The following is a 16,558-nucleotide window of genomic DNA, read 5'->3' on the forward strand; positions in this document are numbered from 1 at the left end:
TTTAAGACTCGTTTTCCATATTCTCTCTTTCCTTTGCTTTTTGCTTTTTGAGAGATTGCTCCTCCACCACCTTCTTGGAAGGTTCTTTTTTGAAGGACTTACCAAGGTAAACCAACTTTGATTCTGACTCGACTTCAACCGATTTGGTGTCATTTGGCAGAATATCTAATTTACCATCTGGTGATTTTATAAACAAAGGAATAATTTCAGACTCTACCTTACTTATTTCGATGAGTCCCTGGAAGTGTTCATTAGAGTTTAAATTAATTTCATGAATTTCAGGGTATTTCCGCGTTAGATTAACCAGCTTTATGTAATCATCGGTTTGAGAAAACAACCCATCTTTAGGATTGTTTTCTGGATCTTCCATCTCTTCTGAAGATATCACTCGAAAGGTTCCCTGCTCACCAAATTGCTTTGAAAAATTTTCAATCGCTTTTTTATTGACGGCTGTGTTTCCGGTTAACGCCATAAGATAACCCACATCGCTAAGTTCTACATTATCGATTAAGTCATCAGAATAAATATTAGCATTGATGGCGTCGATGCCCATTTCTTTAGCCTTATCGATGTTACTTTTGTTATTATCAACAATCACAACATGCCTTTCATTGTCTCTTAAGTATTTGGCTATAATCCTCGAAAAGGAAGACGATCCTACAATTAGTATACCTTGAGAATCTCTTAAGAATACACCCACCAATTTGGCGAAGGATCTTGCAGTGGTTGCATTAAGAAGGACTGTCCCTAAAACGATTACAAAGACCAAGGGCGTTATTAATTCTGCATTGGTCACATTTTGATCGACTAATTTTAATCCAAAAAGTGACGCCACCCCAGCAGCTACAATACCTCGCGGTCCTACCCAGCTAATGAAAAGTTTTTCTCTGGTTTCCAGAGTAGATTTATAACTGCTCAAAAACACACCCAATGGCCGCACCACGAAGACCACCACAGCAAAAAGAATTAGGGTTTCCCAATTGATCACCATGAGCAGGTTCTCAAAATTGATGTTGGCTGCTAGTAAAATAAACAGGATGGAAATGAGCAGAACACTTAAAGATTCTTTGAAATATAATAGTTCTTTAAGGTTAGGTAAATTGGTATTCCCCATAATTATTCCCATAACTACGACAGCTAATAATCCGCTTTCATGTGCAAAATGATCTGCCAGTACAAAAACACCGAGTACAGTTGCCAGTGTAAAAACATTCAGCAAATAGTGAGGAATGATTTTGGATTTAATAGAAAAGGCCAATGCTTTTGCAAAGGTAAATCCAAAGGTGAAACCGAATAGAACAATCTTCCCAAATTCGATTAAAGCAGTGGTCGTAAAAGCCTCTCCTCCACCCGCGGAGATAAATTCAAACACCAAAACCGCAACCAAGGCACCGATAGGATCTATTAAGATGCCTTCCCATTTCAAAATGGTAGACACATCTTTTTTCAGTGGAATATTTCTCAAAATAGGAGTGATTACGGTTGGACCAGTAACAATGATAAGTCCTGAAAACAACAGAGAAATTTGCCAGCTTAAACCAAGAATCCAGTGAGCTGCCATCCCGGCGCCCACAAAGGTTATGATAACAGCAACCGTGATTAGTTTGACAATGACAGGCCCTACATTTAATATTTCACCGCGTCTAAGCGTAAGGCCTCCTTCAAATAAGATAATTCCTATGGCTAATGAAACAAAGTAAAAAAGACTCTCCCCTGGAAACAGTCCTGACTCTCCATTCCAAATAGGCTCTATAAGCTTGGAACCATCGGCAGTATAAAGCGAAGCTATGGGGCCTACCAGAAGTCCTATGAGTATAAGAGGTAAGATCGCAGGAATTTTGAAACGCCATGCAAACCACTGTGCCAAAATCCCAAGTATAATTATTCCTGCTAATTCGATCATAAAAAGTTAAATTTGAGTCGTTAAAAATAGCATAATCCAAAAGACTCGAATTTCAAAGTTAAGACTCTTTTAGTATTTTGCCTTAAAATAATCTCTATGACTTTATACCCAATAGAAACTGGTCACTTTAAACTTGATGGCGGAGCAATGTTTGGAGTGGTTCCAAAATCACTCTGGCAACGCACCAATCCTGCAGACAACAACAATATGATAGACATTGCAGCGACCAGCTTACTCATTGAAGATGGAAAGCAGCTCACCCTTATCGATACGGGTCTTGGTAATAAACAAAGCGAAAAATTCTTTAGTCATTACCACCGATGGGGAGATCATAGCATTGACAAGTCTTTAAAAAAACACGGATTTCATAGAAACGATATTACTGATGTGTTTATGACTCACCTGCACTTCGATCATTGCGGAGGCAGCATACAGTGGAATAAAGACAGAACAGGATACGAACCTGCATTTAAAAATGCTAAATTCTGGACCAATCATGAACATTGGGATTGGGCTATTCACCCAAACGATAGAGAAAAGGCATCTTTCCTCAAGGAAAACCTGTTACCAATGCAGGAATCTGGTCAGCTAAATTTTCTAGAACGCTCTGAGAATCGTCATTTTTACAAAGAATTTGGGTTTGAAGTATTATTTGTAGATGGCCATACGGATAAGCAAATGATACCTATAATAGATTATAAGGGGAAAAAGCTGGTGTTCGCAGCAGATTTACTCCCTACGGCTGGGCATATTCCTTTACCCTTTGTAATGGGTTACGATACGAGACCACTAGAAACCCTGAAGGAGAAAAAACTATTTTTGAACGAGGCTGTAGAAAAGGACTATTATATTTTTTTAGAACATGATGCTCATAATGAGATCATCAATTTAAAGACTACTGAAAAAGGGCCCCGACTCGACTCCAAATTCACATTTAAAGAACTTTTTACAAATTAATTTCAATAATAACAGATGAAAAATAACTTAATTAAAGCTGGAAGCTTAGGGTTTCTTGCATCAAGCCTTCTTGTAGGATGTGCAAGCGGTCCAAAAATCACTTCAAAACCCATTCCCAATCTACAAAACACTAACGAAAAGGTCGTAGATCTCACGGATGAGGAATTAGAAAATTGGGGAAGTAAAGATCTTAGCAAGGACACCATACCTGGGATGAGTATAGAAAGAGCTTACACAGAGCTCGTCAAAGATTATCAGGGCAAAACCGTAGTTGTAGCTGTACTCGACAGCGGTATCGATATAGAACACGAAGATCTGGAAGGAGTGATTTGGACAAATATAGATGAAGTTCCTGATAATGGAATTGATGATGATGGCAATGGATTTGTAGATGATATTCATGGCTGGAACTTTTTAGGCGATGTGGTAGAGGAAAACCTGGAATACACTAGAATTGTTCGAGACTACAAAGATCAATTTGAAGGTAAATCCATTAGCGATATAGATCAGGATCGAGAGGATAACTTTAAACTGTACAAGGCTGCAAAAGCTAAATATGATGAAGAGCTAAAAGCTACAGAATCCAATATCAATAGATATGTGATGATGAACAATCAAATTCAGCAAGCTGAAGAAAGTTTGAAGAACGAACTTGAGGTAGATAAGCTGACGATTGATAATGTAACAGCCTTTCAACCAGAAGATGATACTGCAGTCAATCAAAAAATGATGTTGCTTAATCTGATGAATAATTTTGATGAAGATTTGACAGTTATTCAAGATCAGCTTGCGGAAGCAATAGAATATTTTGAGAACAGAAAACAATACCACTTCAACCTGAATCTAAAAGCTAGAGAGAAGCACTTAGGAAATGATGAAGATGATTTTTCAACCAAAATTTATGGTAATAATCAAGTAAGTGGTCCTACAGAGGAAAAAGAAGATGCAAAGCACGGAACTCACGTAGCTGGAATCATAGCTGCTAGCAGAGACAATGATAAAGGAATGAATGGTGTGGCCAACAATGTTTTGATCATGCCTATACGAGCAGTACCTGATGGAGATGAGTATGATAAAGATATAGCTCTCGGAATTCGTTACGCTGTAGATAATGGTGCTAGTATCATCAACACTTCCTTTGGTAAATACTTCTCTACCCATCCAGAATGGGTGATGGAAGCTATTAAATATGCAGAGGAAAACGATGTTTTAATCGTAAATGCTGCAGGTAATGAAGGCCTGAACCTTGATGATACAAGGGTATATCCTAATGATGAAACTCCAGAGAATCCAGAGAATTTTGTCGACAATTTTATCAATGTAGGATCTATTACTTCTGAATATGGGGGAAACCTGGTTTCTGGCTTTTCTAATTACGGAAAGCAGAGTGTAGACCTATTTGCACCAGGATCGTCTATTTATTCTACTACGCCTTTAGACACCTACGAATTTTTACAAGGAACTTCAATGGCTTCTCCTAATGTAGCTGGAGTAGCCGCTATGATAAGATCTTTATATCCCAAGCTTAGCGCCGCTCAGATGAAACAGATATTAATGCAATCTGGTCTTACCACAGAAGAGGAAGTCATCCTAGGCGGAGACCCTGAAAACACAAAAACGTTCAGTGAATTGTCAGTTTCTGGAAAAATAGTAAATATGTATAACGCAATCATTTTAGCCTCAAAAACCAAATAATTATGCTAAGAAAAATAATAACAATCTCATTAGTACTTGTTTTTACAGCCACAATGGCTCAAAATAATACTGGCTACTGGCAACAACATGTAGATTACGAAATGGAAATCGATTTTGATGCAGGATCTTATCAGTATGATGGGGAACAAAAGCTGGTGTACAGTAACAATTCTCCAGATACTCTATCTCGGGTATTTTATCATATGTACTTCAATGCCTTTCAGCCCAACAGTGAAATGGACATCAGATCCAGAACCATCAAAGATCCTGATGGACGGGTAAAAGATCGAATTTCTAAATTAAGTGAAGATGAAATCGGTTTTATGAGACCGAAATCCTTGAAGCAAGATGGCAAGCCTTTAAATTATGAGCTGGTAGGAACCGTACTAGAAGTAGAACTTGACCAACCCATTCTCCCTGGAGAATCTACCACATTTATGATGGAATTTAAAGGGCAGGTTCCCGTTCAAATTCGAAGATCAGGAAGAAATAATGCAGAAGGAGTAGAATTATCGATGACGCAGTGGTATCCTAAGATGGCCGAATATGATTTTGAAGGCTGGCACGCCGACCCCTACATCGGAAGAGAATTTCATGGTGTTTGGGGAGATTTTGATGTCAAAATTACAATCGATAAAGACTTCATATTAGGCGGTACAGGTTATATCCAAAATCCTAATGAGGTGGGTTACGGCTATGAAGATGAAGGCGTCAAGGTTAAAAGGAGAGGAAAGAAATTAACCTGGCATTTTGTAGCCCCTAATGTTCATGATTTTACCTGGGCTGCAGATAAAGAGTATATCCATGATCAGATCACGGGGACTGATGGCACGACCCTACATTTTCTTTATAAAGACAATGAGGACATCAAAGAGAATTGGAAAAAATTACAATCAAAGACATCAGATCTTCTTGACTACTTCAATGAGCATATTGGCGATTATCCTTATGATCAGTATTCTGTTATCCAAGGCGGAGACGGAGGTATGGAATATGCTATGTGTACGCTCATCACTGGAGAGCGAAAATTTGGAAGCCTTGTAGGAGTTACTGCTCATGAAATGGCTCATGCCTGGTTTCAGCATATTCTTGCAACAGACGAAGCTCAACACGAGTGGATGGATGAAGGTTTTACTTCATACATATCTGGTCAGGCTATGAATGAAATAATGGATCAAAATGAAGAAAATCCAACTGCAGGAAGCTACAGAGGCTACGTAAGCTTAGCCAATTCTGGCTATGAGCAACCTCAGACCACACATGCTGATCGTTATCAATACAACCAGGCTTATGGAATTTCAGCCTATTCTAAGGGCGCTGTATTTCTTGCTCAGTTAGGATATTTAATTGGAGAAGAAAACTTGAGTAAAACTCTAAATAGATATTTTGACGATTGGAAGTTTAAACACCCTACGCCAAATGATTTCATACGAGTCGCTGAAAAAGTAAGTGGAGCTGAGTTAAGCTGGTATCTTAATGATTGGACAAGAACGACCAACACAATAGATTATAGCGTAAAAGATGTTTCAACTGAAAGTCAAAACACCATAATTACGCTGGAGCGAATAGGGTTAACTCCTATGCCACTTGAGGTAAAAGTGAGTTATGAAGGGGGAACTTCTGAAACCTATTACATTCCCTTAAGAATAATGAGATGGGAGAAACCTGAAGCTGGAAAAGTCGTAGAAGATTGGGCCTGGGCTTATCCTACTTATGAACTTAATATTCCTACTAAAAGATTTAGCATTGAGAAGATAGAAATTGACCCTTCTGGTCTTATGGCGGATGTCAACAGAGAAAACAATGTCAAAGTTATGAACGAATAATTTCCAAAACTTTGATAAGCTAAAAAGCCATTCAATTATTGAATGGCTTTTTTATTAGTTTTTGATGAGGAGTTTGAACGTTTTAGTCATATTATCAGATTTAAGATTAACCAAATACACTCCTTCACCAGGTCTGAAATCGTCAATAATAAGAGTGTTTGCAACCCCAGCTTGATGAGTATACAGCTGCTGACCTATCAAGTTAAATATGTTGACCTGAACGTCAGTTAAGTTCTCTAAACCAGAGAGCTGAAAGGAGTCTCTGGTAGGATTCGGATGTAGCCGAACCGAGGCTAATAGATTAGCCTGAACCGATAAAGTTTCAGGTGAAATCTTAATTGAAAAGCGATCCTGTGAGGTAGATCCCGCAACTGATGAATCCACATTAAATTCATAGGAAGGATCACTACCTCCTATAGGTGTTTCTGTGTTTAGATAATGGTCTATCAAATAGATTTGTGCTGGAAACTCGTCTGTAGTTTCAAATTTTAGAACATAATTCTCTCGTCGATATTGATCAACGTATAACGGAAGGAATATCTCTTCATTGGGCATAGACCTTCTTTCTAAAGCTATAAGGTCTTGATCTAATACCCTTGTTAAGTTTTCATCTACATTAGGAAGTTTCAATATATCATCTTCATTGGAGTCTGAGTAAGAGTCTCCAAATTTAACTCTGAAGCTATCTGAGGGAGTACTTCCCTGTTCATAAGATAGTTGATTATATAATTGAACATCGATGTAAGCTAGATCATTTTGCGATAAGATCTCGGTTTGGGAAGGACTTAGAGCCTTATCCTGTTCTGAAAAATTGATTTGAGCAAAGCCGTTATCTTTAGTTTGGACGAAGGCCGCCTGCATGGGTTGCAAGTATTGGTTAGCTTCAGAATTTGAGGAATTAGTCACAGTAGATAGGTCTATGATGACAAAAGCTCCTCTACCCCCTAGCTCCGACTCTTCTAAATCTTGAACACCACCCATGGTTGGATCCCACACATAATATACATCATTTCTAATATTGATAGAGTTTTTTAGAACAGAACTCATATCGATCTGCGCATGGTAAGGGTTACCAATCAAGCTAAATCCATTTTTTTGATTTGAAATCTGACTTGATGAAAAATTATCTGTTATCAATTCTCCGTTAGATCTCAATCTTGTAGACGTAGGTGTAGTAGTGTTTGAATAAATGTTAATATGTCTATCTCCTCTTATAAGCACCATATAAGGAGATCCTGCAGTAAGTGTAGTTTCATCAGTATTTCCGATTGGAACAAACTCGTTTAAACTATGAGAATATTCAAACATTGAGGCATCTCCTGAAGGGTTATAATCAAACCCATTATCGCCATCTTGGCCTAGGTGGGCAGGACCGGGACCTGGATTTAAACCTGTGATGTGAGTCCCTAAACCTTCTGGAACACTGTCATCACTAAAGCCTTCTGCATCTTCCTGCCAGTTTTCTCTTATTGAAGAGCTTGTATTGACCGATGGACTAACCATTCGATAAGCTCTCCGTGCTGGAAAGCATTGTTCTGTAGTAACCTTACCTGTAATGTTACCTTGAACTCTTACGACTTGAGCTGTAGAATTGGTTGTAAAATCACATTTTAAGTTTAAATGATTAAAGGTCAATAAATTTCCATCTTCGATATATAGATTACCATAAACTTGAATTTCATCTTTGACATGAACAGTTGATGGATTATTAACTCTTATATGGTGAAATATTCCTTCACCCCTTATAAACTGTGCAGAATTTCCATTGAAAATTAATTCCCCTTCCCCTTTTATCGACCCTTCATTTTCAAGATGTCTGTTTATTTTGAGTGAATAAAATTTTTGAATATTGATGCTAACTTCATCATCAACTTCCAGCTCTTTTATCTCTACCTGAATATCAATGATTGCGTTAGCTTCTACAACGACTTTGGAATTAATAGATGGCAGCTGACCACTTTCCCAATTATTAGGGTTGCTCCAGTGACCCTCAGTAATAAATCTAGAGGTGTCGAGAAGAGTTGATTCTGCTTTAGTATTTAGAGAAAAAAATAAAGCAAGAATTAGAAAGATAAAAAAATATTTATTCAAACCGCATTTTCGTTTATCAAAAGTAGCGATTAGATGAAGCTTGATTTGTAGAATAAATTCGAAATCAGGCAGATATGTAAAATTCTATTCTCATTTAACAATAATAAAGTTATTGTGAGGCGCTTGTAGAATTAAGTCTACAAAAAACAAAACCACTTGTTATCAAGTGGTTTTATTAGGTAGTTTTTATTTATTTTTCACTTTCCTAATCCCAAGGTAGCCTCCAACTGCCAAGCCTATGGCGATTAGACCGTTGATAGGGGCTACCGGCTCATCTCCCACATCATCATCAAAACCAGGTAACTGTGCCGATGCTTCAGTAGATAGTAATAACATGATGAGTAATAATCCTAATAGTATATAGTGTGACTTTTGAAGTTTCATACCTATTGTTTTATAAGTTTGAAGGTTCTTTCACCTTGATTGGTTTTCAATTTGACTAAATAAATGCCTGTATTCGCCTTAAAGTCGGTTACCTCTATCGTAGATTGTCCGCTTAAGCTTTGTTTATACACCTGCTGACCCAGCATGTTATAAATCTCCAGCTCTGCACCTTGCTCTAAGTCTCTGCCTGTTATGCTAAAGCTACCCTGTGTAGGATTAGGGTAAAGACTCAAAGTAGACAGACTCTCTTCTACTGTGGATAAGCTCTCAGGTTCAAATACCAGACTAAAGCGATCTGTAGCTACAGATTCTGGAATAGAATTGTCTATGCTAAAAGCATAGGTGTTTTCTGAACTTGTCATCTCAGTCAACTCATTTAAATAAGCATCTTTGAGGTAGACTTTATAATTACTTAAATTCTCTATGTCGACGAATTCTAGGGTGTAATTGAAATGCTTATAGTTGTTAATAAACAAATCTAAAATTTCTTCTTCTTTAGGATACTGTCTTAATTCAACCGACAAAAAAGAATTACTTTCTACTCGTGCAAGATTTTCATCATCGTTACCCATTTTGTGAAAATCATCATTAATTTCATTTTCAAAGTCATCACCAAAGAAGAGCTTTAACCCATCTACAGAAAATAAATCTGAAGACACTTCGTCTTCTGCATAAAGATTTAACTGAAGATATTCTGTTTCATCTACTGAAAAAGTTGTAGTCTGAGGGTTGGAAACCACTTTCTGAGACTCTGTAAAGTTTAATGCTGGTGTAGACGAAAGTGTACTAGTTTCTACAAATACAGACTGCATCGGCTGCAGGTATTGATTAGCAGACGAAGAGCTGTTGTTATTTGACCAGTTACCCGCTACTTTCGAAACTGTTACATACGCCCCTCTTGTGCTTATGGTCGGATCCCAAACATAAAAGACTCGTGGTCTCAAATTTGCAGAGGCTGTCAAAACTTGATCCATATCGACTTGAGCATGGTAGGGGTTTCCTACTAAATTAAAAGAACCACTATTAGAATTCAGGGGGGTTGAGGTGGTTAAGCTACCAGTAGTAAGCGTCCCAAAAGCAGACAGCTTTGTATCTGTAGGAGGTGCGGAATTTGACGTTATATCAATTGTCCGGTCTCCACGAATCATCAAGCGATAAGGCCGACCTACCGACAAATTATCGGTAGTATTCATAGCCATGCTCCAGCTTGCATTTAGGTTATCAAAAGTAAACATGGAAGGATTTCCAGAGGGATTGTAATCAAATCCATTCTGACCATCCTGACCAACAGTTGCATTTGAAGACCCTGGCTCTACTCCTGTAATGTGGGTTCCATAGTTTAAACGTGGTACATCTAAGTAATTACTCGGATTGTCCTGCCAGTTGGCTCTAATAGAAGTTGATGTATTAACAGAAGACGTTACAAACCTAAAGGCTCTGTTGGCAGGAAAACATTGCTCTACAGTTACACCACCACTTATGGAACCAGTTACTTCGCCCACTTGAGCTGTTTTTCTAACAGGCGTGAATTGACAAGCTAAAGTTAATCTATCATTGGTATCAAAATCTCCGTTAATGACGTCCAATAATGAGGTTAAAGTAATGTCTGTATTACTAGTTACACCACTAGCATTTTCTATGGTAAGAATATCTAAATTTCCTGAGATAAAGTTGTCTGGTATAGTTTGAGCGCTCGTTCCAGAAAAGTAAAGGTTAGACCCAGGTGTGCTTCCATTGATTAAAGAATTATTGCCTCTTGTGACATCTCCGGAAATTGCAAATACATTGCCATTGATGACTATTGAGGTGTCATCTTCCATAGTCAAATCCTTAGCGCCAGCATTGCTCAATAAAACAGGATATCTAGGAGCACCTGAAGGAATCAGGACGTTAAAATTGGCATTGGGTATTTCACCATTTAACCAGTTAGAAGTATTATTCCATTCATTTGATACTGCCCCTGTCCATTCAGAATCAACACAGGTCCCAACAAGATTTACGACAGCACTTATACCGGGTTCCATACTTGTATTTTCAAATCGGATAGAATGGAAATCACCAATTTCAAATACCAAGTCATCGAAAGTAGCCTGCCCTAGCGCATTAGTTGTTTGAGTCAAAGTACCTAATAATTCTCCTGGACCCGTTTCAATAAAAGCAGTTATAGCAAAACCTGCCTGCTCAACAGGAGCACCATTGAAATCCTGAACTTGCACCACAAAATCCTGAGCCATCTCCCCATTACAATCGGACACTGTTGGCTGGCTTACAACTTCGATTTCTCTAGCTACAGATAAGGATTCTTCATTATAAGCAATAAAAGCTGGATCCGAACTTCCACTAAATGTATATTCCAAAGCAACAACTGAACCAACATTTGCAGCCGTAATTCCAAAGCTTGAAACATCAAGAGCAATAAAACGTATGTCTCTTCGAGTATTTGTAATCCCTGCTGTACTATTTAATCTATAAAAATCAATGATCCAACTTGCTAACCTTGGAGCTGAAGAGTTATTATCCAATCTAAATGAGACCTCGGTACCTACCATATTCCCAGAAGCATCTACTAACCTGGCAAGATCAAATGAGCCTGAAGGTTGAGCTATTTGAGATATGAGAATATCTGGAATATTATCTCCGATAGCCGAAGGCTCTATTCCATTGGCACTTAGTCTAAATTCGAAACTATTACTAGAAGGTATGTTAGCGAATCCAGAACCCAAATTAAGTCCTTTCTCACCGTTGGTTAGAAATTGTGTCAATTCCTGACCGCTTAAGTTTGCTTCAAAAGGTTCGGTTGATGAAGAATTTACTCCATTGTCAATGCCGTCAAACAGTTGACCTAATCCAATGTAATAAGCCCCACCACCAGATGTAGGTAAGGAATTAAAAGGTAAGGCTCTAAAATTAGCAGGCGTAAATGTTACACCCTCCTGGGTCAACTTTGCATCGTCAACTCCTGTTGAAAAGGTAGTTCCTCCGAATCTAAATCCTAATAAGTTATGAGAGTTTTCTGGTTCAATTGAATTTATTGAACCTTGGCCAGACACCCAGTATCCTTCATAATCTGTTATGATTTGATCTACTGTCTGTGCTTGAGTGAAACTCAATGCAAACACAAAAAGTATCGTTAATAGATAAGTAATCTTGTTCATAATAAGATATTTGTCAACAAAAATAGACTTAGCTCATGATCCTGTTTGTAGAATTAGTTCGAAATTCAAGTACTAAAAACTTGTCTCTAAATCTGCAAATCAAATTCGAGGTTTATTTTGGATTAATCCAACTAAATAAGAATTTTTACAGACCGAGTATTAGCTACCGTTCCTCAGTTTGGTATAACCAAAATAGCCTCCAACTGCCAAGCCCATAGCGATAAGACCGTTGATTGGGGCTACCGGCTCATCTCCCACATCATCATCAAAGACAGGCAACTGTGCCGATGCTTCAGTAGATACTAATAGTAGGATGAGTAATAATCCTAATAGTATATAGTGTGACTTTTGAAGTTTCATACCTATTGTTTTATAAGTTTGAAGGTTCTTTCACCTTGATTGGTTTTCAATTTGACTAAATAAATGCCTGTATTCGCCTTAAAGTCGGTTACCTCTATCGTGGATTGTCCGCTTAAGCTTTGTTTATACACCTGCTGACCCAGCATGTTATAAATCTCCAGCTCTGCACCTTGCTCTAAGTCTCTGCCTGTTATGCTAAAGCTACCCTGTGTAGGATTAGGATAAAGACTCATAGTAGACAGACTCTCTTCTACTGTGGATAAACTTTCAGGTTCAAAAACCAGACTAAAGCGATCTGTAGCTACAGATTCTGGAATAGAATTGTCTATGCTAAAGGCATAGGTGTTTTCTGAACTTGTCATCTCAGTCAACTCATTTAAATAAGCATCTTTGAGGAAGACTTGAGTATTGAGGTTGTCTGTTAAATCAAATTTCATCACATAAGCCTCTCTTCTGTACTGATTGATGAACAATGCCAACTCTTCTTCAACCTCCGGGAATGGTCGTCTTTCAATAGCCGAATACACGTTATCTTCAACCCTGGCTAAGTTCTCATCTAGATTTGATAGTTTAGGGGAATCATCTTCAGTAGTCTTATTGTAAGATTTATCAAACTTAATACGCAAACCATCTGATGGAGTGTTGCCTTCTGCATAAGATTCTGCATCAAATAACTGAATGTTGATATATTCTGCTTTTGATAAAGATTTTACCTCTGTTTGAGTTTGCTCAACGGCCTTCATTGATTCTTCAAATGTTACAGATGCTGGACCATTTACAGAGGTTAAAACGAAAGCCGCTTGCATAGGTTGCAAATATTGATTAGCTGATGAGGTGATTGAATTAGTACCTGCAGGTAAATCAACTGTCACGTAAGCTCCTCGCCCTCCTTGTTGCCCCACTGTTGGAGCGCCTCCTAAAGTTGGATCCCAAACGTAGTATTCAGCAGTTGAAATGTTTGTTGAAGCGGACAGTACTGTATTCATATCGACCTGAGCCTGATAGGGGTTGGCTACAAAACTAACCTCTCCTCCTACATTTGATAAAACACTCTGTGTTGTATTACCAATCAATAAGGCTCCTGTAGCTCTAAGTCTTGTATTAGTTGGAATTGCTGAGTTGCTTGTTACATTTATACCTCTATCGCCTCTAATAAATAATCTATATGGAGTTCCAGCTTCTAAAGCCTGATTGGTCGAAGCTATGGCATCCCATTGTCTCGGCACATTATTACTGAAGGTAAACATGGATGGATTACCGCTACCAGTAGCATCAAAGCCATTGGCCCCTGTAATTGAACCAGTAATATGCGTACCAAAACCTGGGTTAGGATTTTGATTATCTGTTGGGAAATTAAGTCCTGTGTTATTAACTCCTTCCTGCCAGTTACTTTGTATTGTCCCACCAGTCACAGATGAGGAAATAAACCTGAAGGCCCTTCTAGCTGGAAAGCACTGCTCTACAGTCACATTTCCTACTATGGCACCATTCACCGGAGCGACTTGTGCAGTTTTAACAGGTGTGAATGAGCAGCGTAGATATAAATTGTTATCTGTATTAAATGTTCCTTGGTCTACATATAACACGCCGTTCAAATCCATTGGAGTATCCAATGGATTATCTATTGACACAGATGTAGGATTATCTAACCTTAAGTTCTCAAAAGATCCATCCCCTGAAATCATCTGGGCGGAAGTGCCATCTAAAATGACTTCGCCATCGCCGTTTATTAAGCCATTGTTAATGATGTTACCATTAGCATTAAGACTTGCTCCAGAATTTATAGATATCTCAAAGCCAGAATCCAGAGTTAAAGCTCTCGTATCGTATTGAAATGGAACCGTAGCGTTAGCTCTTACAATAACGTCATTGGAACTATTAGGTATCGTATTAGTGTTCCAATTCGAAGTTTCGTTCCAGTTTCCAGTAGTCTCAAATATGAAGCTACAACCTTCATTGATAGAATCATCGATAGCATCAGTGTAATTAAATCCATTATAACCTGCAGAAATGACTCTACCTTGAGCATCTACTACTGGAACGCCAGCACCAAATACACCATCATCACCCCCATCTGCATTCGCTAAAGCATAATATTCATTAGCATCTGAGCATCCATCATCATCTGAGTCTAGATCAAATCGATTCACTAAACCATCACCATCAGTGTCTAAATCACCAGATGGTGAAGCTAATACTGAAAATGGTATTTGTGTTTTGGTTATAGTAGAACTCTCATAAGAAACCTCAAGTAGATCATCTCCTGTATTTTCAAAATAAAGGATTTCTATGAAATGTAATCCTTCGGTTAAAGCAATCGAACCAGAAACTTCTGTTGCTGAATGCAATCCGTCATTATCTACCACTTCAACTCCGTCGATAAAAAGTTTTGATCCATCGTCAGAATTAGTGAAAAACGTGTAGGTATCGTCTGTGGAAATATCTACAAATCCTGTGAATCTTACAGAGTAAGTGGCCGCGTTACCAGTAATAGCTATACTGAGCGCTTCAACATCAAAATCTGAAGCCACTCCAGTTTGTGTCGCTCCTGTGTTAGGTATATTATCTACAGTGAACCCACTAGGAACTAAATCGTAATACTCATAATTTAGTTCTCCGAAATTGAGATCTGACTCATTACTATCTAAAACTCCATCGTTGTCATCGTCTAAATCAACGAAATTTGGTACTGAGTCTGCGTCAAAATCATCGCAGGCACGATTAATGGAATTATCAGTAACATCTTCAAAATAAATACCATCATATCCCGCTGCGATTACTAAACCATCAGCATCAACAGCTGGTGCTCCTGCACCAAACACACCATCGTCACCACCATCTGCATCAGATAATCCATAATACTCATTAGCATCAGAACATCCATCGTTATCCGAATCTAAATCCAAATAATCTGGTGTTCCATCTCCATCAGTGTCGAAACTTGTACCACCTGCACTAACTATTAAAAATGGAAGCGGTTGTTTAGAGATAGACGGTCCTGCATAAGATACAGACAAATTTTCTCCTCCGGAATTTTCAAAAAACAAAACTTCAATATCATAGTCTCCAGCTGTTAACGTTATATTTCCTTGTCTTTCTCTATTACTATGTAACCCATCATTATTTACGACTTCAGTACCTTCGATGAATAGCTTAGAACCATCATCAGAACTGGTATAAAACGTATAGGTACCAGAGCTTGTAATATTGATTGTTCCAGTATAACGAATTGAAAATGTATTGTTATCGCCAGGTGTGATAGCCTGCCATAAAGCATCTACATCAAAGTCTGAAACTGTACCTGTTGCTATAGCTCCACTTGTGGGAATATTATCTACAGTATTTCCTGCTGGAGCTGAATTATAAAATTCATAGTTTAAAGAACCGCCGCCTTGTTCTAAGAAATTGGTAAGACCATCATTGTCGCTATCTAAATCGACAGAATCCGGAACTCCGTCTTCATCGGTGTCAGTCACCAATGAAAAAGCGAACACACCTGCATTCAAAAACGCTGTAGTGGCATAATTAATATTAGCATTTTGAGCTGTTGTTGAATTCACCGTCTTGAAACCAGTTTCCAATGAAATAGCATCACCATCTGGATTGGTATTTTGATTCACTGTGTTGCTGAAATTTGTAAATGTAACCGCCTGCCCAATTGGTGTATCGTTTTTAGCCAAAAATAAGCCAAGAACAAGACTATTTGGGCTTGATAATCCAGGAGTATTACCAGAATTGATAGTATTGACTTGTGTAGCTCCAGAATTATTTACACTGAATTGGTCTAAAGCTCCAATTATATTTCCAGAAACAGAAAATTCCTGAAGAGCTAGTGCTGCATCACCACCGGAAGTCCATTCCGCTGAAACTAATGTTGCTTCTGAGGCGCCAGCTATCTTATAATAATAACCAAAACCTCTTCTGTTAGTGCCTGCAGTGTTAAAATAGTCATCCGTTACTTTCGTCCAGCCAGAACTTAACATGTTTGACTGATTTCCTGCATTACCATCTTCAGTGACAGGGATAGCTACTAATAAATTACCTTCTGTTGGTGTAGCTGTAAATGAAACTGAAACTTGAGATCCGGATGAATTCACTCCTTCTGTTGACTGTATCAGGGTCGCAGTTTGTGCAAAGGACGATACATAGGATAATATTAAAATGAAAAGAGATGTAATTTTATTCAT

General features: G+C 38.2%; 9 protein-coding genes. 3 read left to right on the top strand and 6 right to left on the bottom strand.

From position 1 onward, the window contains the following. Position 1: 1 nt before the first annotated feature. Positions 2–1,903, bottom strand: coding sequence for a cation:proton antiporter (locus F598_RS0100100; RefSeq protein ID WP_019036967.1), 1,902 nt, complete (start codon positions 1,901–1,903; stop codon positions 2–4). Between the two features lie 96 nt (positions 1,904–1,999). Here F598_RS0100100 and F598_RS0100105 point away from each other — a divergent pair, with 96 nt between their 5' ends. The 3 genes from F598_RS0100105 to F598_RS0100115 are packed head-to-tail and all read left to right on the top strand — an operon-like array spanning position 2,000 to position 6,381. Continuing rightward, entirely contained in the window at positions 2,000–2,860 is an 861-nt protein-coding gene (locus F598_RS0100105; protein WP_019036968.1) for an MBL fold metallo-hydrolase, read from the top strand. 15 nt (positions 2,861–2,875) lie between these two features. Then, on the top strand, positions 2,876–4,555 hold the full coding sequence (locus tag F598_RS0100110) for a S8 family peptidase (RefSeq protein ID WP_019036969.1): 1,680 nt from the start codon (positions 2,876–2,878) through the stop codon (positions 4,553–4,555). Positions 4,556–4,557: 2 nt separating this feature from the next. After that, entirely contained in the window at positions 4,558–6,381 is a 1,824-nt protein-coding gene (locus F598_RS0100115; RefSeq protein WP_019036970.1) for a M1 family metallopeptidase, read from the top strand. Between the two features lie 54 nt (positions 6,382–6,435). Here F598_RS0100115 and F598_RS0100120 read toward each other — a convergent pair whose 3' ends face one another. The 5 genes from F598_RS0100120 to F598_RS15495 all read right to left on the bottom strand — a co-directional run bounded on the left by F598_RS0100120 (position 6,436) and on the right by F598_RS15495 (position 16,558). Then, positions 6,436–8,472, bottom strand: a complete 2,037-nt coding sequence (locus tag F598_RS0100120) for a T9SS type A sorting domain-containing protein (protein ID WP_019036971.1) — start codon at positions 8,470–8,472, stop codon at positions 6,436–6,438. Between the two features lie 186 nt (positions 8,473–8,658). Continuing rightward, a complete protein-coding gene (locus F598_RS0100125; RefSeq protein WP_019036972.1) occupies positions 8,659–8,856 on the bottom strand; it encodes a hypothetical protein in 198 nt (65 codons plus the stop codon). A 2-nt stretch (positions 8,857–8,858) separates the two neighbouring features. Continuing rightward, on the bottom strand, positions 8,859–12,011 hold the full coding sequence (locus F598_RS14830) for a T9SS type A sorting domain-containing protein (protein ID WP_019036973.1): 3,153 nt from the start codon (positions 12,009–12,011) through the stop codon (positions 8,859–8,861). Positions 12,012–12,170: 159 nt separating this feature from the next. Beyond that, a complete protein-coding gene (locus F598_RS0100135) occupies positions 12,171–12,371 on the bottom strand; it encodes a hypothetical protein (protein WP_019036974.1) in 201 nt (66 codons plus the stop codon). A gap of 2 nt (positions 12,372–12,373) precedes the next feature. Continuing rightward, complete coding sequence (locus F598_RS15495; protein ID WP_019036975.1) at positions 12,374–16,558, bottom strand: PA14 domain-containing protein; 4,185 nt, start codon at positions 16,556–16,558, stop codon at positions 12,374–12,376.

Source organism: Psychroflexus tropicus DSM 15496, from assembly GCF_000378765.1.
GTDB lineage: Bacteria > Bacteroidota > Bacteroidia > Flavobacteriales > Flavobacteriaceae > Psychroflexus > Psychroflexus tropicus.

Coding starts and splice junctions, on each gene's coding strand:
- F598_RS0100100 (WP_019036967.1), bottom strand. CDS start 1,903: ATGATCGAATTAGCAGGAATAATTATACTTGGGATTTTGGCACAGTGG.
- F598_RS0100105 (WP_019036968.1), top strand. CDS start 2,000: ATGACTTTATACCCAATAGAAACTGGTCACTTTAAACTTGATGGCGGA.
- F598_RS0100110 (WP_019036969.1), top strand. CDS start 2,876: ATGAAAAATAACTTAATTAAAGCTGGAAGCTTAGGGTTTCTTGCATCA.
- F598_RS0100115 (WP_019036970.1), top strand. CDS start 4,558: ATGCTAAGAAAAATAATAACAATCTCATTAGTACTTGTTTTTACAGCC.
- F598_RS0100125 (WP_019036972.1), bottom strand. CDS start 8,856: ATGAAACTTCAAAAGTCACACTATATACTATTAGGATTATTACTCATC.
- F598_RS14830 (WP_019036973.1), bottom strand. CDS start 12,011: ATGAACAAGATTACTTATCTATTAACGATACTTTTTGTGTTTGCATTG.
- F598_RS0100135 (WP_019036974.1), bottom strand. CDS start 12,371: ATGAAACTTCAAAAGTCACACTATATACTATTAGGATTATTACTCATC.
- F598_RS15495 (WP_019036975.1), bottom strand. CDS start 16,558: ATGAATAAAATTACATCTCTTTTCATTTTAATATTATCCTATGTATCG.